Genomic DNA, 21,051 nt, shown 5'->3' on the forward strand with positions numbered 1-21,051 from the left:
CGACGCTCTCTCCCCAATGTCGTCCTGGCTTTGGCCAGGGCGACAGCGAGTTTGGGACGCCCATCTATCGTCAAACGTGCGCCGCCCTCACAGCTCCCGCGCATTCGAGAACGCGAACGAGCTCACGCGCCGCGTCGTCTCGTCCAGGATCAGTGTGCGCGTGATCGGCGGCTCGGCGCGCTGCGCGCAGTTCTCACGTTCGCAGAGCCGGCAGTTGACGCCGATCGGGGTACCTTCCGCCTTCTCAAGGTCCATGCCGGCGGCATAGACGAGGCGCGCGGCGTGACGCATCTCGCATCCAAGCCCGATGGCAAAGCGCGGCTGCGGCAGCGGATGCGGCGCCACCGGCCGCCGCACCATCTGCGCGATCGAGAAATAGCGCGTGCCGTCGGGCAGCTCGATCACCTGTTTCAAGAGGCGATCGGGCGTGTCGAAGGTCGAGTGCACGTTCCACAGCGGACAGGTGCCACCGAATTTCGAGAACGGAAAGGTGCCTGACGAGAACCGCTTCGACACGTTGCCGGCATTGTCGACGCGGAGCAGGAAGAACGGAATGCCGCGCGCGTTCGGCCGCTGCAACGTGGTAAGGCGGTGGCAAACCTGCTCGAAGCCGGCATTGAAGCGCTGCGCCAGCACGTGGATGTCGTAATTCAGCGCCTCGGCTGCGGCGAGGAAAGCCGGGTAGGGCATCATCACGCTGGCTGCGAAGTAATTGCCGAGCGTGATGCGGAACAGCCGCCGTGGCGCGTCGTCGAGCGGGCCGGCGCGCCCGATGATGGCCTCCAGATGCTGCGCGCATTCGCCTAAGCCGAGCTGGAAGGCGAGCTGGAACGCGCGGCCGGGCGGATCGACCAGCTCCGAGATCAGGAGCTGGCGGCGGTGGCGATCGAAGCGCCGCAGCGTCTCGCGCATCACGTCCACCGGCATGATGCGGGTCTGGATCGAATGCTTTTCCCGCAGTCGCGCCGCGAGCGCTGCATAGAGTCCTTCGGCGGGCACGTTCAGTTCGTCGCGCAAATTCTCCGCGGCCTGCTCGAGCTCCGGAAAATAGTTGCGGTTGGCCTCGATCAATTCGCGCACGCGCTCCACCGGATTGGCTTCATAGCGCGTGCCGACGTCGCGGTCGGCCATCTGCGCCGCCGCCAGCGTCTCGCCCTGGCGAGCCTCGGTATAGGCGGCGTAGAGCCGCTGCAGCGCGTGGGTGACGCCCGGGCAGAGCTCGGCGAGGTCGCGCAGCTCCTGCTTGGGCACGTCGATCTGGCGGAACAAGGGATCGGAGAAGATCTCGTTGAGTTCCGCGAAGAAGCGGTCCTCGTCGGCGGTGGCAAGGTCCCTGAGATCGAGGTCGTAGGTCTCGGCGAGCCGCAGCAGGATCTGGGCGGTCACCGGGCGCTGGTTGCGCTCGATCAGGTTGATGTAACTCGGCGAGATGCCGAGCCCCTCGGCGATCTGGGTCTGCGACAGCCCCAATTGCTGCCGGATCCGCCGGAAGCGCGGGCCAACGAACAGTTTCTTCCCGGAATCGGCGGCCATTAGTGGCTCCCCTCTTCGCCTCTCCCCGCTTGCGGGGAGAGGCCGACGCGCGCCGACCGATGCGAAGCATCGTCCGGAGCGCGGCGGGTGAGGGGGAGCTTCCGCGGGGGCGGTGAAAGCTGGACTCGCGGAGAGAGCCCCTCACCCCGACCCTCTCCCCGTAAGGACGGGGAGAGGGGGAAAAAGCAGGAATCGGCGGCCATTTGGGAAGTCTCCATAGGCGTTAAGGACAGTCTGACTGACCTATAATTTTACAAAATTTACAAAATAACATCTATTACATGTTCTGATGTTACATGACATCACCATTCAAATACAAGCCCCCTGTACGAGCTTCGCTTTCTCGCGTTTAGCTCTAGCCACGCATTTCGCAATGCACTGTCAAGAATGTCGAAGGCGAAGACAAATACTCAGATTTGTCGTCACCGAAAGGATCACGAACATGAACTTCCAACCGCGCGGAATCATCCAGGGCCCGGCTTCGTATCAGAGCGAGATCAAGGCGGCCCAGGCGCTCCTCGACACCCAGCCGACCTGGAACGGGGTGACGGCCGAGGCCGTCGCGCGCATGCGCCTGCAGAACCGCTTCAAGACCGGCCTCGACGTCGCCCGCTACACCGCGGCGCTGATGCGGGCCGACATGGCCGCCTATGACGCCGACCCCACCAAGTACACCCAGTCGCTGGGCTGCTGGCATGGCTTCATCGCCCAGCAGAAGCTGATCTCGGTCAAGAAGCATTTCGGCGGTAAGACCGATCGCACCTATCTGTACCTCTCGGGCTGGATGATCGCGGCGCTCCGTTCCGAGTTCGGACCGCTGCCCGACCAGTCGATGCACGAGAAGACCTCGGTGCCGGCGCTGATCGAGGAGCTCTACACCTTCCTGCGTCAGGCCGACTCGCGTGAGCTGAACGATATCTTCCGCAGCTTAGATGCCGCCCGCAAGGAAGGCGACAAGGCGAAGGAAAAGGCGCTGATCGAGAAGATCGACAACTTCCAGACCCATGTCGTGCCCGTCATCGCCGACATCGATGCCGGCTTCGGCAACGCGGAGGCGACCTATCTGCTCGCCAAGAAGATGATCGAAGCGGGCGCCTGCGCGCTGCAGATCGAAAACCAGGTCTCGGACGAGAAGCAGTGCGGACACCAGGACGGCAAGGTGACCGTGCCGCACGACGTCTTCCTCGCGAAGATCCGTGCCTGCCGCCACGCGTTCCTTGAACTCGGCGTCGAAGACGGCGTCGTCGTGACCCGCACCGACTCGCTCGGCGCCGGCCTCACGCAGCAGATCGCTGTCAGCCACAAGCCCGGTGACATCGGCGACCAGTACAACAGCTTCCTGGATTGTGAGGAAGTGACGGCGGAGAACGCCCGCAACGGTGATGTCATCATCAACCGGAACGGCAAGATGATGCGTCCGAAGCGGCTGCCCTCCAACCTCTATCAGTTCCGCCCGGGCACGGGCGAGGACCGCTGCGTGCTGGACTGCGTCACCTCGCTGCAGAACGGCGCCGACTTGCTGTGGATCGAAACCGAGAAGCCGCATATCGAGCAGATCGCCAAGATGGTCGATCGGATCCGCAAGGTGGTCCCGAACGCGAAGCTGGCCTACAACAACTCGCCGTCGTTCAACTGGACGCTCAACTTCCGTTGGCAGGTCTACGACGCGATGAAGGAAGCCGGCAAGGACGTCAGCAAGTACAATCGTGCCGAGCTGATGAAGGCGGAGTACGACGACACGCCGCTGGCGCAGGAAGCCGACGAGCGTATCCGCACCTTCCAGGCGGATTCGGCCAAGCGCGCCGGCATCTTCCACCATCTGATCACGTTGCCGACCTATCACACGGCGGCGCTCTCGACCGACAATCTGGCGAGGGAGTACTTCGGCGAGCAGGGCATGCTCGGCTATGTGAAGAACGTCCAGCGCGCCGAGATCCGTCAGGGCATCGCCTGCGTGAAGCATCAGAACATGGCTGGCTCCGACATCGGCGACGATCACAAGGAGTACTTCGCCGGCGAGGCTGCCCTGAAGGCGGGCGGCGCCCACAACACGATGAACCAGTTCGGCTAACGGCGGAATTGATCAGTCTGGGGTCTGCTCGGAGTCCAGACTGATCACGCTACTCAACAGGAGACTGACAATGACCAAAGGCAGCAATTTCTGGGTGATCGGCGGTGAGTTCGGCTCGATGAACTTCCACAAGCTCGTGGAAGGCTCGGCCCAGGTCAAAGGCCCGTTCAAGACCCGCAAGGAAGCCGAGGACTGCTGGCGCGAAGTATCGGAAGAGAGCCGCCACAAGGCCGGCGTCCGCTTCTCGATCGTCGAAGAGCCCTCGCGCGTCTCGGCCTGACGGCGTTGCTGCCGCCCTGAATCAAGAAGACGTCCAAGGACGGATGGTCCCATCCAGGCCCTGCCTGGGTGGGATCGTCTGTTTTTGGCACAGGTGAACCGGCTGTGGGCGGCGTAAGTATCTGGAATTGTGGACCCTTTGCGGACGTTGTGGTTGCTGATAGGTTAACGGCCGTTGTCGAGTAGCGAGGCCGAGAATGTCAGAGCCCGAGACGAGCGGGACCCATGCCAGCCAACCGCGCCCGGTGCGGCTGCGCGACGCGCTGCTGCGGGCGCGGATCGAGGCCGCCGACCGGACCGGGGTGGTCGTCGATTTGCGCGATGCCGAGGTCGCGCGGCTCGAAATCCTCAACGACGCGCTCGATCCGCTGTTCGCCCAGGTGCCCGAGCAGATCGACCTGTTCGACCGTGGCATCAGCCAGGGCGATACGCCCAGACTCTGGATCGACGTCGTCGCGCACATCATGATGGGGCGCGACAAGCGGATGTACCGATTCGTCCAGGACACTCGCTTCGGCCGCATCGTGCTGGCCGAATCGCACGACACGGCCGTGATCGTCGAGGCGGTCACCGACTATGTCGCCCGCCGCATGGTCGAGCGCGAGCATGCGATGGTCGTTCTGCCCGAGCCGAAGCCCACGACGCCGGAGCCGCCGCGCCGCTCGCGCATCTGGCCGTTCGTGTTCGGCTTCATCCTCGGCGCCGCCGCCCTGTTCGGTGTCGCCGCGCTTGCTGTTCTGCAGAGCTGGTGAAAAGCTCTCCGTCATTCCGGGGCGCGCGAAGCGCGAACCCGGAATCCATTCATCCACGTATGCTGCGGCCCGATGGATTCTCTGATGCGCGATTGCGCATCAGAGCTCGCGCTGCCGCGCGCCCCGGAATGACAGGGCTTCAAATCAGCCGCGTGTGCTTGATCTCCCGGACCTGCAAGCCATGATCGAGGCTCCGCACCGTCTGCTCGCAGCGCCAGCCGGCATTGTCCTTCTCGATGGCGAACAGATTATATGCCGCCGCCGGATAACGTCCATGCGCGAGCGCGGAGGCCGACGGCACGCCGATCGCGGGAACGTTGCCGTTCGGCCCGTCGAACCACATCGTCGAGTGCACATGGTCGTGGCCGTGCAGGATCAGCTCGACGCCGTGCCGCCTGATCAGGGTCAAGAGATCCGCCGAATCGGTCAGCCGCTTGTGGCGCGAGTTCGAGCGCAGCGGATGATGCACAAGGAGGACGCGGAAGACGTCCTCGCTCGCAAGCTGCGCGAGCACCTGCTCGAGGGCCGCGAGCTGGTCGCGGCCGAGCGTACCCGTCGCCATCAAGGGCAGGGTCGGCACGGCCGTGGACAGGCTGATCAGCGCCGCGGGTCCGCGGCGACGGACGGCGGGGAAGGCCGCTTCCGCCGGAGCATCGCCGGCGATGTAGTGCAGGAAGGTCTCGCCGAAGCGGTGGCTCGTCGCGCTGACATAGGCGTCGTGATTGCCGGGGATGGCCGTGACGCAATCCGGCGGGCCGACGCCTTCAAGCCAGGCCAGCGCCGGCGCAAACTCCGCCTCCAGCGCCAGGTTGACGAAATCGCCGGTTACGGCGATGTGGTCCGGCGCCTGGGCCCGGATGTCGGCGACCACCACGTCGAGCACCTCGCGACGCTGGTATTTGTGGCGGTTGCGCGTCCAGTTGACGTAGCCGAGCGCGCGCTTGCCCGCGAGCTCGATCAGGCGCGGCCTCGGCAGCGGCGGCAGATGCGGGTCGGAGAGATGGGCGAGCGTGAACGGTGCCATGGAGCGCGATTGCCTCGCTATTGCTCCGCTGTAATGGCAAGGTCGGGCGGTGGAGGCAAGGACGGCTTAGAGGACGGCTTGAAGGACGGTTTGAAGGGAGCTTCGCGGGCGGCGTGATGGGGGGACGTCTCGACCAGATGCGACGGAGGTGCGAGCCGCTGCTGCGGCGAATCTTCCACGCCTATTTCCTGCTCGTCCGCGGCATGACCCTGGGCGTCCGCGCCGTGGTGCTGGACGCCGACAACAAGGTGTTCCTGGTCAAGCACAGCTATGTCAGCGGCTGGTATCTCCCCGGCGGCGGCGTCGATTACGGCGAGACCATGGAGGAGGCGATGCGGCGCGAGCTCAAGGAGGAGGGGGATATCGACCTCACGGGCGAACCGGCGCTGCACGGCATCTTCCTCAACAGCCATATCTCCCGCCGCGACCACGTCGCGGTCTATGTGGTCAGGCATTTCCGGCAGGACCGCTTGCCCGAGCCCAACCACGAGATCATCGAATGCGGATTTTTCGCAAGCACCGACCTGCCCGAGGAGACCACGCCCGGCACGCGGCTGCGGATCGCCGAGGTGCTCGACGGCAAGCCGGCGATTGCGACGTGGCGGTGAGGGCGGCCTGTGCTGACGTCGGAATGCGTCAAAGGAACTGAAGCGGCGGGCGGCCGCCATGGACCTGCGCATCGCCAGATGCTACTCCGCCTCCTGTATTGACGCGTTTTCTGAACGCGAACCGGGGCCCACTTCGCTCGAAAACGCTGTGCTGACATGAACGATCTCTCACTCACCATCCTTCCCGAAGCTGCCGGCGACGCCCAGGCGATCGAGCGGCTGCACGAGCGCACGTTCGGCCCGGGCCGCTTCGTCCTCAGCGCCTACCGGATCCGCGAGCACGTCGACCATCTGCTCGAACTCTCCTTCACCGCCCGCATCGGCACGCTGCTGGTCGGCTCGGTGCGGCAATTGCCGGTGCTGATCGGCGAGACGCCCGCGCTGCTGCTCGGGCCGCTCACCGTCGAGCCGCCGTTCCGCGGCCGCGGCGTCGGCCGGCTCCTGATGGAGCGCGCGCTGAAGGACGCAAAGGAAAGAGGCCACCGGCTGGTGCTGCTGGTCGGCGACGAGCCCTATTACAGCCGCGTCGGCTTCAAGCCGGTGCCGAAGGGCCGCGTCATCATGCCGGGCCCGGTGGATGCCAGCCGCATCCTGGTGTTCGAGCTCGTGGACGGTGCGTTCGAGGGTGTGTCGGGAGCCCTGGGCCCCGACTGGAGCAAGGCGCGAGGCTAGGCCGAGCCAGCTTCGCTTTCGCGCCGGATGCTGCTGCATGACGGAGCAAGGCCAACCCCTCGGGTTTCTCCGGGCCCGGTCTTCCGATGCAGGCGTAGCTATCGTCGTCGTCCGGCCGGCGACGGAGCCGCAGCAATGTCGCGTCCTACTGCTTGTTTCGATTCTTGCTTGCGCCTCTGAGCGGCGGCGTCGATGCCATCGCGCTTGCCGTCTCCGTCATCTGGATGCAGGTGAGAAGATCGACATAGCTTTGGGTTCCGAGTGATGTCGCCTCGCCCTCGCATGTGTCACGGACGGCGGGTTTGGCCGTCGCCCATACCGTGCCGAGCTGCTGCCGCGCTGCCGTCTCGTCGCGCATACAATCGGCAAAGCTCTGCGCCAACGCCAATCCCATCGCCTTGTCCGTCTGGGACGTCGATTCGCAGAGCGCTTCGACCTTCAGTTCGGGCACGCGATCGGACACGGGTATCAACGAATGGCTTGCCAGTAATCCGAGTGAGAAAATGATTGCTTTCATCTATCTCTCCATCTCTAGAACTGTCCGGGCTGCGCCGGCGGGCTGGGCCAATCAGACCTGAGATTGTTGGGATTGCTGCGATCGAACAGATCCTGTCGCAACACGTAGCCGCGCCTGGCAGAATGGCCATTGAGGACGAAAGGTGGTGGCGCCTCGGGCTTGGCTGCGCCGATCGCGTTCTGCGTTGAAACATGACGGGGAGCAGCGGCTTGGGCAGATGCGGTGCCCGTCATCGTGAAAGCGGCAACAGCAAGAATGAGGACGCACGATGCATTGGAGAACATATGAACTCTCCTGCAATCAATAACCGTCACGCGCAGAGGGCCACGGTATCTCGTGACGGGTGTTGATCCAGATCAACGCCGACAGGCGCAGAAGATTCAGCCTGTCGGGCATTGTTCCAAAGAGTGAGGTCTACTGCGGCTTCAAGCGCCGCGGAGTTCGATACCGCGCTCTTTTGCCCATCATCATTCCGAAGTACCTCCTCGGAGTGGTTTTGATCTGCATCAACGTCACCGGCTCAAGCAGCTCTTCAGGTAGAGCACGTCTGCGTGCCGCGGAGGATTTTGCAATGAGTATTCGCAGGACCATTGTCGCGCTGATCCTGACATCAGCCCTGTCCGCTCCCGCAATTGGCCAACAAGCACAACAGGGCGCACCGCCGCCTGGATCTCCTGCCGCAACGATCACCATTCCCGGCAACCAGCTTCCGCCACCGCCGCAAAAGTTCGGCGGCAAGATTGAGCGCGATGCCAGGGAGTCCAAGCCTTACTGGCCGTCACGTGTCGTGCCGCCGAAGGGCGCGCCGAACGTGCTTCTCATCATCACCGATGATGCCGGTTACGGCGTGCCGAGCACTTTTGGCGGCGTGATCCCGACCCCCGCGCTCGACCGCATCGCCAATGATGGATTGCGCTACACCAATTTCCACTCGACTGCTCTGTGCTCGCCGACGCGCGCCGCGCTCATCACCGGACGCAATCATCACTCTGCCGGATATGGCGTGGTCGCCGAGCAGGCCACCGGCTATCCCGGCTACGACAGTATCATCACCAAGGACAAGGCCACGATCGGTCGGATTCTGACTGACAACGGCTATCACACAGCCTGGTTCGGCAAGAACCACAACACGCCCGAATACCAGGCGAGCCAGGCCGGGCCGTTCGACCAGTGGCCGACCGGCATGGGCTTCGAATATTTCTACGGCTTCATGGGCGGTGACACCAATCAATGGGAGCCGGGCAATCTCGTCCGTAACACCACGCCGATCTATCCCTTCCAGGGAAAACCCGGCTGGAATCTGGTGACCGCCATGGCGGACGAAGCGATCGATTATGTGAATCGCATGAACGCGCTCTCGCCGGACGCGCCCTTCTTCGTGAAGTTTGCTCCCGGCGCAACCCACGCGCCGCACCACCCGACGCCGGAGTGGGTCAAGAAGATCAGCGATATGCATCTGTTCGACCAGGGCTGGAACAAGCTGCGCGATACGATCTTCGAGAACCAGAAGCGGCTCGGCGTCATTCCGCAGAATGCGAAGCTGACGCCGTGGCCGAAGGATCTGATCAAGGAATGGGATCAGCTTTCGGCCGACGAGAAGAAGCTGTTCATCCGTCAGGCCGAAGTGTTTGCCGCTTTTGCGGCCTACGCCGACAATGAGATCGGCCGGGTGATTCAATCCATTCAGGACATTGGCAAGCTCGACAACACGTTGATCATCTATATCGAGGGCGACAACGGGACGAGCGCGGAAGGCCAACCGAACGGCACGCCGAACGAAGTGGCGATGTTCAACCAGATCAACCCGTCGGTGGAGGATCAGCTCAAATATTTCTACGACGTCTGGGGCACCGACCGCACCTACAACCACATGTCGATCGGCTGGGCCTGGGCGTTCGACACGCCGTTCTCCTGGACCAAGCAGATCGTCTCCCACTTCGGCGGCACGCGCCAGGGCATGGCAATCTCCTGGCCGGCGGTGATCAAGGACAAGGGTGGCATCCGGACCCAGTTCCACCACGTTATCGACATCGTGCCGACCATCCTCGAGGCCGCCCAGATCAAGCAGCCTGACACCGTCGATGGCATCAAGCAAAGCCCCATCGAAGGCGTTAGCATGATGTACACGTTCGACGCCAAGAACGCGAATGCGCCATCGACGCACACGACGCAATATTTCGAGATGTTTGCCGACCGCGCGCTCTACAACGACGGTTGGATCGCAAGCACCAAGGTCCTGCGGCCGCCGTGGGTGACGATTGCGAAACTGCCGAGCCCGCAGGATTACCCGTGGGAGCTCTATGATCTCCGCAACGATTGGACGCAGGCCGAGGACGTCGCGGCCAAGTATCCGGACAAGCTGAAGGAACTGCAGGCGCTGTTCTGGAAGGAAGCAGAAAAATATCAGGTGCTGCCGCTCGATTCATCGGTGGCCGCCCGGCTTATCACGCCGCGTCCAAGCCTGAGCGCCGGCCGCACGAGCTTCGCCTGGACGCGGCCGATGACCGGCACGCCCAATGGTGATGCGCCGAGCCTGCTCAACTCGTCCTACACTTTCAAGGCCGACGTGGACATTCCGCAAGGAGGCGCTGAGGGCATGCTGGTGACGCAAGGCGGCCGCTTCGCCGGCTATGGCCTTTATGTTCTGAAGAACAAGCCCGTGTTCACGTGGAATCTCGTCGATCTCAAGCGCGTGCGCTGGGAAGGGCCTGAGCTGACGCCCGGCAGGCACGTGATCGAGTTCGACTTCAGATATGACGGCCTCGGCGCTGCCACCATGGTGTTCGGAAACTATAGCGGCATCGGACAGGGCGGCACCGGAACGTTGAAGGTCGACGGCAACACGGTTGCCACGGAGAAGATGGAGCACACGCTTCCCCTCATCCTGCAGTGGGACGAGGCGTTCGACATCGGCTCCGACACCGGCACGCCGGTCGACGACAACGACTATCAGGCGCCGTTCGCCTTCACCGGAAAGATCAACAGGATCACGCTGGATATCGACCGGCCAAAGCTGAGCCCGGAGGACGTCAAGCGGCTGCAGGAGGCCGCGCGTGCGGCCGGCGACGGCCCGTCTGCCGACGACGGAAAGACGGCTTCGGCCGAGCCACAAATCGGCACGGTCGGCCTGAGCCTGGTCGACAAGATCCAGTTGCGGATCGACAAGCGCGAAGGCTGCCGCAAGCAGGCCGAAGCGCAGGGGCTTGGCATGGTGGACCGCATCAAGTTCGTTCAGCAATGCGTCCAGCAGTGATGCCGGCGCACAAGCTGGCAGAAACCGATTGGAGAGGGTGGGCGTTGCCCGCCCTCGTCTCGATGGGAGCCGTTGGATTCCAGCCGTTTCCGGATTTTTGGTGAGCGCGCGTAACCGGAGGTGCAGTGCACCGCCGGCGCGGTTCGCAAAGTCAGGCCTGTTTTCGTCGCGCCTCGGCTAGAACTTGAAGTTCGCGAACGCCCGCACGCCGATGCCGGGCATCAAGACCTGGTCCTTGGTGTAGGACACCGAGTTGCGGATGCTCTCGTTGAGGAGATTGTTGCCGGTGATGCCGGCCATCATCTCGCGCGCGCCGAACGGATTCGGACCGAGCGTGGTCTTGTAGCTGATCTCGGCCTTCAGGAGATTGTAGCCCGGCGTCGGCGTCTCCGCGATTGCGGCGACGTTGTTCTGCGGGAAGGCGTGCAACAGGTTGACGCGCAGCAGCCAGTTGTCGTCGCGCCAGAACACGCCGCCGCCCATCCGCAACGGCGGAATGCGCGGCACGTTGGTGCCGTCGGTGAAGGTGGCGCGGACCACGTCGAGCTGGTTCTCGATGCCCCAGATGCCGCCATGGAACGCGCCGACATCGAGCTGCGACTGGAATTCGCCGCCGCGGAAATTCGCATCGCGTTGCGAATAGACGGCCTGGAGCAGCTCGGCGCCGGGTGTGCCGCAGGACGCGAAATCGTCGTCGCACGTCAGGCCGGTCAGGCGACGAAAAATGAAATTGTTGAAGTGCGTGTAGTAGACGGTGGCCTCGAAGCGGAGCGGTCCCGCCGCCTTGCGCAGGCCCATCTCGACCGACTTCGCGGTCTCGATGGAGAGGTTCGGGTTGCCGATGTCGAAGGTCGAGGTCGCATCGTGCGCGCCGCGCGAGAACAATTCGGCGGCCTTCGGCGCGCGCTCGACATATTGCGCGGTGATGCTGCCGACCATGCCGCCCGGCAGGTCCTGCAGCAGGCCGATGCTGCCGCTCTTCGGCGTAAAGGACGGATTGCGCGGGATGCCCGCCTGCGGCGTGCCGTCAGGCAGGAAGTCCGCCGGGAAGTTCGGCATCGTGCCGTGCAGCTCGACATGCTCGATGCGGCCGGCGATCTGCGCCCGCGTTGCTTCCGTGAACTTGAACTCGTTGAAGGCGTAGCCGGCGACGCGGGTGCTATTGTTGGGGTCCCACAGGCCGTTGAACAGCGTGCCGGGATTGTCGGGACTCGGCGCGGTCAATTCCTGGTGGCCGACCTGGACGCCGAACGCCGTGGTCACCTCGGCGAAACGCGCGTTGAACGGCATCAGCTGCACCTCGGTGCGGATCTCCTGCTCCTTGTTGGTGAAGGTCTGCCGCACGCCGTCGCTGGTGGGGTCAGTGGGATCGGCAAGGCCGATCTCGTTGTGCCGATAATCGGTGGCGCCGGCCCAGAAGCGGACGGTGTCGATCGCGGCGGCATCTGGCCGGTACTCGCCCTTGACGTTGATCTTGGTCTGGTGACCGTCGATCCGGGTGTCGTGGTCGGCGCCGTCGATGCCGGGGATATGGTAGAGCGAGTCGTTCTGCGTGATCGCCGCGCCGATATAGCCGCCGTGGAAGAAGTAGGAGCCGCCGATCGAGGCGCCGTCCGAACGCGCCGCCGAATTGGGCTGGCGGCCGTTTGTGATGGTCCGCGTCTGGTCGAACAGATACGGGTAGCTCGGGATGTTGTAGTCCGTGGTGTTGCGGCCATAGACGTCGGCATGGAAAGCGTAGTTGCCGCCGCCGGTATCGAGCAGCACACCGCTTTCGACGCCGCGATCGACCGTGCTGAAGGCCGAGCGGGTCTCGGCGGTGACGCACGGCGAGGTCTCGGCTGTCGCGAGTGGCGCCTTTGTCGGCATGCCGTAGCTCTGGAACGGCGCGGCGCAGGTCGGCACCGCATCGGGAATCCGGTTGTTGGTGGCGCTGACGACGCCGCCGATCGAGGTCGAGCCGTAGCGCAGGGCCGCAGGTCCGCGCACCACTTCGACCTGGTTGGTCGCAAGCGTATCGATCGGGACGAAGTGATCCTCGCCGAGGTCGGATGCGCCGCCCGAATTGGTGCCGTTCTCGACGATGCCGACGCGATTGACGTCGAGACCCCGGATGACCGGCCGGCTCGATGCGCCCGGTGCGAAGCTCGACCCGGTAATGCCGGGCTTGGAGAACAGGAGGTCGCCGAGCTGTCCGCCGCCTTCGCGGCGGATCTCCTCGTTCGGCACGACGGTGACGGTGGCGAACTGGTTGGTCACGATCGGCAGCACGCCTTGCTGAGGTGCCGCGGGCGAGGTCGGGGCCGGCGCGGGTTCGGCGGCACGTTCGCGTTGGCGTGCCGGCGCGGCGCGCGCGACGCGGCTCGGCGCGCGTGACGGTACGACCGCCCTGCGCTGGATGGGGCTTGGCGCCGTCACGTCGATGGCGGGAAGCTCGGTGGCGGCCGGCTTGTCCTGAGCGAGCGCCGCAGTGGCGGCGGCGCCGAGCAGGAGCAGGCTCGCTCCGCCCAGACGCTGCACGCGTCGGAGTTCAAATGTCATTGTCCTGATTCCAGTCAGGCGCCATCCGGAAGATGCTTGTTGATCGGAGGCGACCTGCCGCCGCGGTGCGACGGAATTCGACTTCAATGGCTCCCAGTCGATCGCCGCGGCTGGAGGCCGCAACGAGTCCGGGCATGATCAAGCGTTGGAGATCAGGAGGCGGGAGGGGCGCGGGGCTGGAACGCCGTGGAGGCCGACTTCAGATGGATGAATTCGGCGTCGGTGGTGCGGTAGAGCAGCTCGACGGCTTGCGGCAGGAGCAGCAAGGGCGGTGTCGCGAACACGACGGTGCCGGCCATCGCCACCACGGCGCAGATTGCGCAATTGTCGTCGCCGGGCTGCTCCCGGTCGGGACTCGCCGGCGATTGCTTCTGGACCGCAGCGCGGTCGATCGAGACGGCGCCCTTCTGGCCGTCAGCCTGCTGGAGCGATTGCTGGGCGAGGGGGGCTGCCTGGGCGAACCAGTGGCTGTGGCCGAAGGTCAGCGCGAACTGCACCAGCAGCGCGAAGAGCGCGAGCCGAGCGCCGTGCCTGATGTTCGACCGGAACCATTTCATCTGTGAACGCACCCCACACCGCGAGGCGTCAATCCCCGGCCACTGCGATGTTATAATGTAACATCGCAGGAACGCTCAGCAGATGTCAACCGCCGCCGGACCGGCCAGGGCGGGCCGGCCGCGCGATGTGCTGTTCGTGCAACGGCGGAGCATGATCCGGAGCGGCTTTCCCTCGCGACAAACGCGGAACGCGTTTGCGCGGAGATCATGCTCAAAAATACGTCAAAGTGCGATGGCATCGCGCTTGAGAGATCAGCGTCCTTCGCGGACCCAGGTCGCGGCGAATGCGCCGAGCAGCAGCAGGAGCCCGATCAGGCCGGCGAAGATCGGCAGCACGCCGACGCCCTTCACCACGCTGGCGTCGCGCATCCTGACGCCCATCCAGCCATCGCCACTGAAGACGCTCGACGACCGCACCGGCACGATGCGGGGCAGCTCGACGCTGGAGCCGTCGACCACCCGCACGGCGTTGCCGCCGGTCGCCTGCGTCAGCGGCTTCAAGGTCTCGGTGGTGGAGGTGACTTCCGAAAACTCCTTGGGATTGGTCGGGCCGACATTGATCAACGCCTTCAGCGTGCCGTCGGTCGCCTGCCACAGGCCGAGCTCGTTGGCCGGCAGGCTGGCGCGCCATTCGCCGGGCTCGCCGGCGCTTAAGGTGAGATCGTGGCTGACGCCGGAGGGCGAGGTGACGGTGACCGGCTGGACGCTGTCCGACATGGTCTGGCGCACCACCACGAGATCCTTGCCCTGCACCTGCAGGCGCAGCGCTTCCTCGTCGAGGTCGGGCTGCTTCATCAGCCAGTGCGACATCCGCCGCAGCAGATCGAGATGCGGGCCGCCGCCTTCATAGCCGCGCGCCCATAGCCAGATGTGATCGGACAGCAGCAGCGCGACGCGGCCCTCGCCGAAGCGCGACAGGAACAACAGCGGCTTGCCGTCGACGCCCGTCATCACCGGCGGGTTGACTGCATTGCGTGTGTCGACGGTGCGGAAGAATCGGCTCCAATGCGGCGGCTCGCTGGCGGAGCCTTCCAGTCCGCGTGTGACCGGGTGGCGTTTGCCGATGTCGGACAGATGCGCATAGAACGGCTTCTCGGTCACGCCGACCGGCTCGGCCGGCAGCACCGAATCCAGCGGCGTGCGCCAGATGCTGGTGTTCGAGGCGTAATCGGGGCCGGCCGAAACCAGCACCGCGCCACCCGAGCGCACATAGCGCGCGATGTTGTCGAAATAGGCGATCGGCAGCACGCCCTGGCGGGCATAGCGGTCGAAGATGATCAGCTGGAATTCGTTGATCTTCTGCTGGAACAATTCGCGGGTCGGAAACGCGATCAGCGACAATTCGTTGATCGGCGTGCCGTCCTGCTTCTCCGGCGGCCGGAGAATGGTGAAGTGCACGAGATCGACGCTGGCGTCGGATTTGAGCAGGTTGCGCCAGGTGCGCTCGCCGGAATGCGGCTCGCCGGAGACCAGCAGCACGCGCAGCTTGTCGCGCACGCCGTCGATGGCGACGACGGCGCGGTTGTTCACCGGGGTCAGCTCCCGCTCGAGCGGCGAGGCCTCGATCTCGACGATGTTCGGCCCGGCATGCTTGATGTCGACGTCGGCGCTCGCGCTCTGTCCGCTCGACAGCGTGCGTTCGTTGATGACCTCGCCGTCCCTGCGGATCGTGACCTTGGCGCGCTCGCCGCTGACGCCCTGATCGTCGAGGCGGTAGGTGATGGTCTGGATCTGGCCGACGATACCGAAGCGCGGCGTCGCCGTGATCGCGATGCGGCGATCGCGCTCGTCCTTCTGCCCGGTGACCAGCGCATGCACCGGCGCCTGGAAGCCGAGCGCGGCTGAATTGGCCGGGATGTCGTGGACGCGGCCGTCGGTGATCAGGAACGCGCCGGCAACGCGGTCGACCGGAACGTCCGCGAGCGCCGAGGCGAGGGCGCCGAACAGGCGGGTGCCGTCGGTTTCGCCGTCGGCCTGTCCGGCTTCGACGACGCGGACTTCGAGGCCCTTGATCTTCTTCAGGCTGTCGACCAGCGATTGCTGCGCCTGCGCGGCCTCGCTGGTGCGGTTGCCGAAATTCTGGCTCGGGCTCTTGTCGACGACGACGGCCGCAACCGAGGTGAGGGGATCGCGGTCCTCGCGCGTGAAGGAGGGGTTGGCGAGCGCCAGCAGGAACAGCGCCAGCGCGGCGACGCGCACGGCCGCACCGCGCGCGCGGGCGAGCAGCAGGATGGCCGCGATCACCACGATCGCGGCAAGCGCGACCCACAGCACGATCGCAGGGACAAGCGGCGTAAACGCGATGCCGTAGTTCATATGACAAACCTATCCGCATCGTCATGCCCGGGCTTGTCCCGGGCATCCACGTCCTCCGTGCCGTGCGGCAAGGCGTGGATGGCCGGGACAAGCCCGGCAATGACGGCTTCATTTTGGCGGGTGTCCAGTTTCAATACCCGCATCATTGCCCCAGCCGCTCGATCAGGGCCGGCGCGTGCACCTGGTCGGCCTTGTAGTTGCCGGTCAGCGTGTACATCACGATGTTGACGCCGGCGCGGAAGGCGAATTCGCGCTGGCGCGGCTCGCCCGGCGAGAGCGGCAGCATCGGCTGGCCGTCGGGACGGATCGCCCAGGCTCCCGCAAGATCGTTCGAGGTGATGATAATCGGCGAGACGCCGTCGCCGCCGCGCGCGGGCCGCTGCGCGCTCTCCTCGTCGTCCTCGCGCGGCAGCGTCTCAACCCAGGTCTGGCCCGAGTTGAAGCGCCCGGGGAAGTCGCGCAGCAGGTAGAAGGTCTTGGTCAGCACGTGCTCGCGTGGCACCGGCTCGAGCTCGGGCACGTCGAGCGAGGACAGGATCTCGCGCAGCGCCTGCATGCCTGGCGTCTGCGACTGGCCGTTCTCGCCGGGCGGCGCCTCGACCGCGTCACGGGTGTCGAAGATCACCGTCCCGCCCTGCTTCATATAGGCGTCGATCTTGTTGATCGCGTCCTGCGGCGGCTTCGGCGCGCCCGGCACGATCGGCCAGTAGATCAGCGGGAAGAAGGCGAGCTCGTCGCGCGCCGGATCGACACCGACGGGATCGCCGGCCTCGAGCGCGGTGCGCTGCGCCAGGAACAGCGTCAAGCCGCCCATGCCGGCCTTGACGATGGAATCGACGTCGGCATTGCCGGTGACGACATAGGCAAGGCGGGTCTGCGATACCGCCTTCATCGCGAACTCGTCCGAGGCGCTGTCGGCGCGCGTCGGAGCGGGCGAGAACAGGCCTGCGAAGACGAGGCCGATCGCGAGCACGGCCGTCGCGGCGCGCCGGCGCAGCAGCGCGGCGAGGCTGCCGCCGAGCAGCGCAACGATGAGAGCGTCGATCAGGAACAGCGCGAGTGCCGACGACAGCAGCCATCCGCGCAAGTCCCGCGGCTCGGCATTGGTGTAGGTGGCGTGCCGGGCACGCAGGCTCGCCGTGTTGAGTGGCGCGATGCGGTCGGCGGCAGCAAGTGTGTTCACGGCGAGCGGTCCTTCGGCGGGGCCATAGAAGCCGGGCGGATGGTCCGGCGTGGCGCGGTCGCGATAGTCCGCGGGCAGAGGCTTTGCGGTCGCCGGCGGCGGGCCAAAGGCGCCGAAGCCGTCGAGGATGTGCAGCGGCGCCACCGTCTCGCTGCTCGCCTCGCCGGCAACTCCGGGGCCCGGCTTCGATGTGTAGCCGGACATGTCGACGATCCGTCGGAGCATTTCGACGAAGGTGCCGGACATCGGCAGGTCCGACCAGCGCATATCCGCACTGACGTGGAACAGGCTGACCAGGCCCTTGCCGCGATGCTCGCCGGTCACGAGCGGCGTGCCGTCTTCGAGCGAGGCCCAGCTCTTGGTCGCGAGCACCGCATCAGGCTCGGCCAGAACCTGGCGGCTCACGGTGACGTCCTTCGGGACGGCAACGCCGGCAAATGGTCCGTCGCCTGCGAAGGCTGCGAGATGCTGCGGCTTCTCCCAGGTCAGGCTGCCGCCCAGCGTTCGGCCGCCCTTGCGCAGCTTGACCGGGACGAGATCGTCCTCGGCCTGCGCGAGCCGCGCACCTGCAAACCGCACCAGCACGCCGCCCTGGTCGAGCCAGGCGTTGAGACGCTCGCGCAATTCAGGCGCGATGGTGCCGACATCGGCCAGGATGATCATCGGCAGCTTCTGGTCGAGGAACTGGGTGATGCCCTGCTGCGGCGAGCCCTTGTCGGCCAGCCGAACGTCGGCGAACGGCGCCAGCGCGCGGGTCAGATAGAAGGTCGGCGCCAGCAGCGGCTGTGCAGTCTCGCTGGTCGCGCCCGAGACGATGCCGATGGCACGGCGACGCCAGCGCTTGTCCAAGAGTTGCACCGCGCCGGCAGAACGCTCGCCGGAGATTTCGAGCCGGGTGATGTCGTTGCGCAGCTCGACCGGCAGGTCGAACGCGGCTTCAGTCTCCTTGTCCTGCGGGCTGAACGTGTAGCGCGCTTCGCCGATCGGCGAGCCCTTCTGGTCCAGCGCTCGAACAGTACCGGCCGCGATGCCGCTGTCGGTGCGCAGCACCTTCACCGTCATCTTGGCGGCCGCATTCTCCGCCGCCACGAGCGCCAGCGGTGAGGACGTGCCGCCCTCGAACACGGTCAAGCTGCGGTCTCCGATCGTCTTGCCGAGGCCTTGCAGGAATTCCTCGCCGCGTCCGGTGTCGACGCCGTCCGACAGCCAGGCGATCTCACAGTCGCCGGTCGCCTTGAGGAAGCGGTCGACCGCGGTCAGGGTTTCGACGCGCTCGATCGAATAGGGCTTTGGCGCGAGCTGCCGCAGCGCAACGCGCGCGGCGCCGGCCGGCATCAGGGTGATGTCGCGGTTCGGCTCCGACAGCGGCACCAGCGCGATGGCGCGGCGGTCGTTGTCGGCATTGGCGATCAGCTCATCGGCGGCCCTGATCCGGGTCTCCCAGTTCGAGGCGGCGCTCCAGCCGTCGTCGAACATGATCATCAGTGGCGCCTTGCTGCCGGCGATCCCGGTTTGCGGGTTCCAGATCGGGCCGGCGGCGGCGAAGATCACCAGCGCCGCGGCCAAGAGGCGCAGCGCGGTCAGCCACCATGGCGTTCGCGACGGCGTCTCTTCCCTGGGCGCGATGTCGAACAACAGGCGCGTCGGCGGAAACTCGATGCGGCGCGGCCGCGGCGGCATGACGCGCAGCAGCCACCACAGCATCGGCAGGCTGACGAGCCCGATCAGGAGCAGCGGTTCGGTGAAAGCGAGGGGCAATCCCATCATGCGGCCGGCCCTGCCTTGATCGTGCTGGTGCGCGCGCCCGACTTGCTCACCTGCATGCCGGCATGCAGGAACAGCAGCAGTTCGGCGGCCGAGCGGTCGGTCGCATGCGTCGTGAACAGCCAGTCGAGCTTGTTGGTCTCGGCGCGGATCTGATCGCGATGCAGCGCCAGCCGCGCGGTGTAATCCTGCGCCCAGCTTTCGGCGCGGCCGGCGGTGATCACGCCAAAACCTTCGGGCTCGACGAATTCGACACGGCCGGAATAAGGGAAGGTCTCTTCCGCGGGATCGACGATCTGCACCAGCGTGCCATGCGCGCCGGAGCCGGACAGCCCGGCAAGCATGGTCCTGATCTCGGCGATCGGCGACCAGAAATCGGACAGCACGACGGTCTCGGCGAGTGCCGAGGGAATGAAGGACGGCGGCAGGCTCGGGCGTTCGGCATCGTCATGCAGCATCGCCTGCGCCATCTTGTCGATCACGCTGCGGCTCGCGGTCGGCGCCATCAGGCCGGGAATGCCGACGCGCTCGCCGCCGGCGACCAAGAGCTCGGCCAGCGCAAAGGCCACGATCAGCGTGCGTTCGAGCTTGGACTCACGCGCCTGCTTCGAGGCGAACGCCATCGACGGCGAGCGGTCGGGCCAGATCCAGACCGTGTGCGCGGCCTCCCATTCCTGCTCGCGGACATAGAGATGGTCGTCGCGCGCCGAGCGCCGCCAGTCGACATTCTGCGCCGGCTCGCCGGAGACGAAGCGGCGGTACTGCCAGAAGCTTTCGCCGGAGCCGGCGCGGCGACGGCCATGCAGGCCGTGGATGACGTTGGCGGCGATGCGGCGGGCTTCCAGCACCAGGCGCGGCAGCGATGCGGCGAGCGTGCGGCTTTCGCCATCGGCACGTCGGATCGCTATCGTCTCCTTCGCTGTGTGCCCGTTATCTGCGGCCATCAACCAATCCGTGTCTTCAATTGCCGGATCACGTCCGGAATCGTGCGCCCTTCGGCGCGCGCCTGGAAGGTCAGTGCCATGCGGTGCTTGAGCACAGGCTCGGCGAGGTCGAGCACGTCGTCGATCGAGGGCGCGAGACGTCCGTCGATCAGCGCGCGGGCGCGCACCGCGAGCATCAAGGATTGGCTGGCGCGCGGACCCGGTCCCCAGGCGATGAATTTGCCGGCCTCGCCGCTCTCCGGCCCCGGACGGGCCGAGCGCACCAGCGACAGGATCGCTTCCACCACGGAATCGCCGACCGGCAGGCGGCGCACCAGCCGCTGCGCGGTGATCAGCGCGTCCGCCGTCATCGCGCCCTTCGCCAGCGTTTCTTCCGCGCCGGTGGTCTCGAACAGGATGCGCCGTTCGGCGTCACGATCGGGATAGTCGACGTCGATCTCCATCAGGAAGCGGTCGAGCTGCGCCTCGGGCAGCGGATAGGTACCTTCCTGCTCCAGAGGGTTCTGCGTCGCGAGCACGTGGAACGGCTTCGGCAGATCGTGGCGTGCTCCGGCAACGGTGATGTGCTGCTCCTGCATTGCCTGCAGCAGCGCCGATTGCGTACGCGGGCTGGCGCGGTTGATCTCGTCGGCCATCAGGAGCTGCGCGAACACGGGACCCGCGATGAAACGGAACGAGCGCTTGCCGGCGGTGCTCTCGTCCAGCACTTCGGCGCCGAGAATGTCCGACGGCATCAGGTCGGGCGTGAACTGGATGCGCTTGGCATCGAGGCCGAGCGTGACGCCGAGCGTCTCCACCAGCTTGGTCTTGGCAAGGCCCGGCACGCCGATCAGGAGCGCGTGGCCGCCGGAGAGGATCGTGACCAGCGTGTTCTCAATCACGCGATCCTGGCCGAAGATGACGGTCGCGATCGCGTCTTTCGCCGCGCGAATCTCGCTCGACACCTGCTCGGCCGAACGGACGATCCCGTCCTCGAGTTTCTCGACACTTTCCGCCATCCGTCAGCTCCTTGAACCTGCCATGCGGCTCGCTTGCGT

At 65.7% G+C, this 21,051-nt stretch carries 15 protein-coding genes; 6 read left to right on the forward strand and 9 right to left on the reverse strand.

The features are described from left to right. Window positions 1–87 precede the first annotated feature (87 nt). A complete protein-coding gene (locus K289_RS0118895; RefSeq protein WP_027552968.1) occupies window positions 88–1,533 on the reverse strand; it encodes a short-chain fatty acyl-CoA regulator family protein in 1,446 nt (481 codons plus the stop codon). A 442-nt stretch (window positions 1,534–1,975) separates the two neighbouring features. Here K289_RS0118895 and K289_RS0118900 point away from each other — a divergent pair, with 442 nt between their 5' ends. The 3 genes from K289_RS0118900 (at window position 1,976) to K289_RS0118910 (ending at window position 4,635) form a co-directional block, all read left to right on the forward strand. After that, window positions 1,976–3,604 carry an isocitrate lyase gene (locus tag K289_RS0118900; protein WP_027552969.1) on the forward strand — a complete coding sequence of 543 codons (1,629 nt, stop codon included), beginning with the start codon at window positions 1,976–1,978 and terminating at the stop codon, window positions 3,602–3,604. Window positions 3,605–3,674: 70 nt separating this feature from the next. After that, window positions 3,675–3,884 (forward strand): hypothetical protein, encoded by a 210-nt coding sequence (locus tag K289_RS0118905; RefSeq protein ID WP_008560963.1) that lies wholly within the window; start codon window positions 3,675–3,677, stop codon window positions 3,882–3,884. Between the two features lie 196 nt (window positions 3,885–4,080). Continuing rightward, a complete protein-coding gene (locus tag K289_RS0118910) occupies window positions 4,081–4,635 on the forward strand; it encodes a hypothetical protein (protein WP_027552970.1) in 555 nt (184 codons plus the stop codon). A 139-nt stretch (window positions 4,636–4,774) separates the two neighbouring features. Here the strand turns inward: K289_RS0118910 and K289_RS0118915 are convergent, their stop codons facing one another. Further along, window positions 4,775–5,659: a metallophosphoesterase gene (locus K289_RS0118915; protein ID WP_027552971.1), complete on the reverse strand. Its 885-nt coding sequence runs from the start codon at window positions 5,657–5,659 to the stop codon at window positions 4,775–4,777. Between the two features lie 116 nt (window positions 5,660–5,775). On the opposite strand from K289_RS0118915, the gene K289_RS0118920 reads away from it, so the two are divergent. Together K289_RS0118920 and K289_RS0118925 are read left to right on the forward strand one after the other, a co-directional pair. Beyond that, a complete protein-coding gene (locus K289_RS0118920) occupies window positions 5,776–6,267 on the forward strand; it encodes an NUDIX domain-containing protein (RefSeq protein WP_027552972.1) in 492 nt (163 codons plus the stop codon). Window positions 6,268–6,423: 156 nt separating this feature from the next. Further along, window positions 6,424–6,939, forward strand: coding sequence for a GNAT family N-acetyltransferase (locus K289_RS0118925; protein ID WP_027552973.1), 516 nt, complete (start codon window positions 6,424–6,426; stop codon window positions 6,937–6,939). A gap of 145 nt (window positions 6,940–7,084) precedes the next feature. Here K289_RS0118925 and K289_RS0118930 read toward each other — a convergent pair whose 3' ends face one another. Beyond that, window positions 7,085–7,456: a hypothetical protein gene (locus tag K289_RS0118930; protein ID WP_027552974.1), complete on the reverse strand. Its 372-nt coding sequence runs from the start codon at window positions 7,454–7,456 to the stop codon at window positions 7,085–7,087. 571 nt (window positions 7,457–8,027) lie between these two features. Between K289_RS0118930 and K289_RS0118940 the strand changes: the two genes are divergently transcribed. Next, window positions 8,028–10,709: an arylsulfatase gene (locus K289_RS0118940; RefSeq protein ID WP_035685088.1), complete on the forward strand. Its 2,682-nt coding sequence runs from the start codon at window positions 8,028–8,030 to the stop codon at window positions 10,707–10,709. 177 nt (window positions 10,710–10,886) lie between these two features. On the opposite strand, the gene K289_RS0118945 is transcribed toward K289_RS0118940, so the two are convergent. From K289_RS0118945 to K289_RS0118975, 6 genes are all read right to left on the reverse strand, one after another. Continuing rightward, window positions 10,887–13,250 (reverse strand): TonB-dependent receptor, encoded by a 2,364-nt coding sequence (locus K289_RS0118945; RefSeq protein WP_027552977.1) that lies wholly within the window; start codon window positions 13,248–13,250, stop codon window positions 10,887–10,889. Window positions 13,251–13,402: 152 nt separating this feature from the next. Continuing rightward, the gene (locus K289_RS0118950; protein ID WP_027552978.1) at window positions 13,403–13,807 is read right to left on the reverse strand and encodes a DUF2946 family protein; all 405 of its coding nucleotides are present in this window, start codon (window positions 13,805–13,807) and stop codon (window positions 13,403–13,405) included. 252 nt (window positions 13,808–14,059) lie between these two features. After that, window positions 14,060–16,123, reverse strand: coding sequence for a membrane protein (locus K289_RS0118955; protein ID WP_027552979.1), 2,064 nt, complete (start codon window positions 16,121–16,123; stop codon window positions 14,060–14,062). Window positions 16,124–16,265: 142 nt separating this feature from the next. Then, the gene (locus K289_RS0118965) at window positions 16,266–19,073 is read right to left on the reverse strand and encodes a DUF4159 domain-containing protein (protein ID WP_027552980.1); all 2,808 of its coding nucleotides are present in this window, start codon (window positions 19,071–19,073) and stop codon (window positions 16,266–16,268) included. After that, window positions 19,070–20,014 (reverse strand): DUF58 domain-containing protein, encoded by a 945-nt coding sequence (locus K289_RS0118970; RefSeq protein WP_027552981.1) that lies wholly within the window; start codon window positions 20,012–20,014, stop codon window positions 19,070–19,072. Before K289_RS0118970 ends, K289_RS0118965 begins: the two co-directional genes overlap by 4 nt. Continuing rightward, window positions 20,014–21,012, reverse strand: coding sequence for a MoxR family ATPase (locus K289_RS0118975; RefSeq protein WP_027552982.1), 999 nt, complete (start codon window positions 21,010–21,012; stop codon window positions 20,014–20,016). Before K289_RS0118975 ends, K289_RS0118970 begins: the two co-directional genes overlap by 1 nt. Window positions 21,013–21,051 lie beyond the last annotated feature (39 nt).

Source organism: Bradyrhizobium sp. Cp5.3 (assembly GCF_000426265.1).
GTDB classification, from domain to species: Bacteria; Pseudomonadota; Alphaproteobacteria; order Rhizobiales; family Xanthobacteraceae; genus Bradyrhizobium; species Bradyrhizobium neotropicale.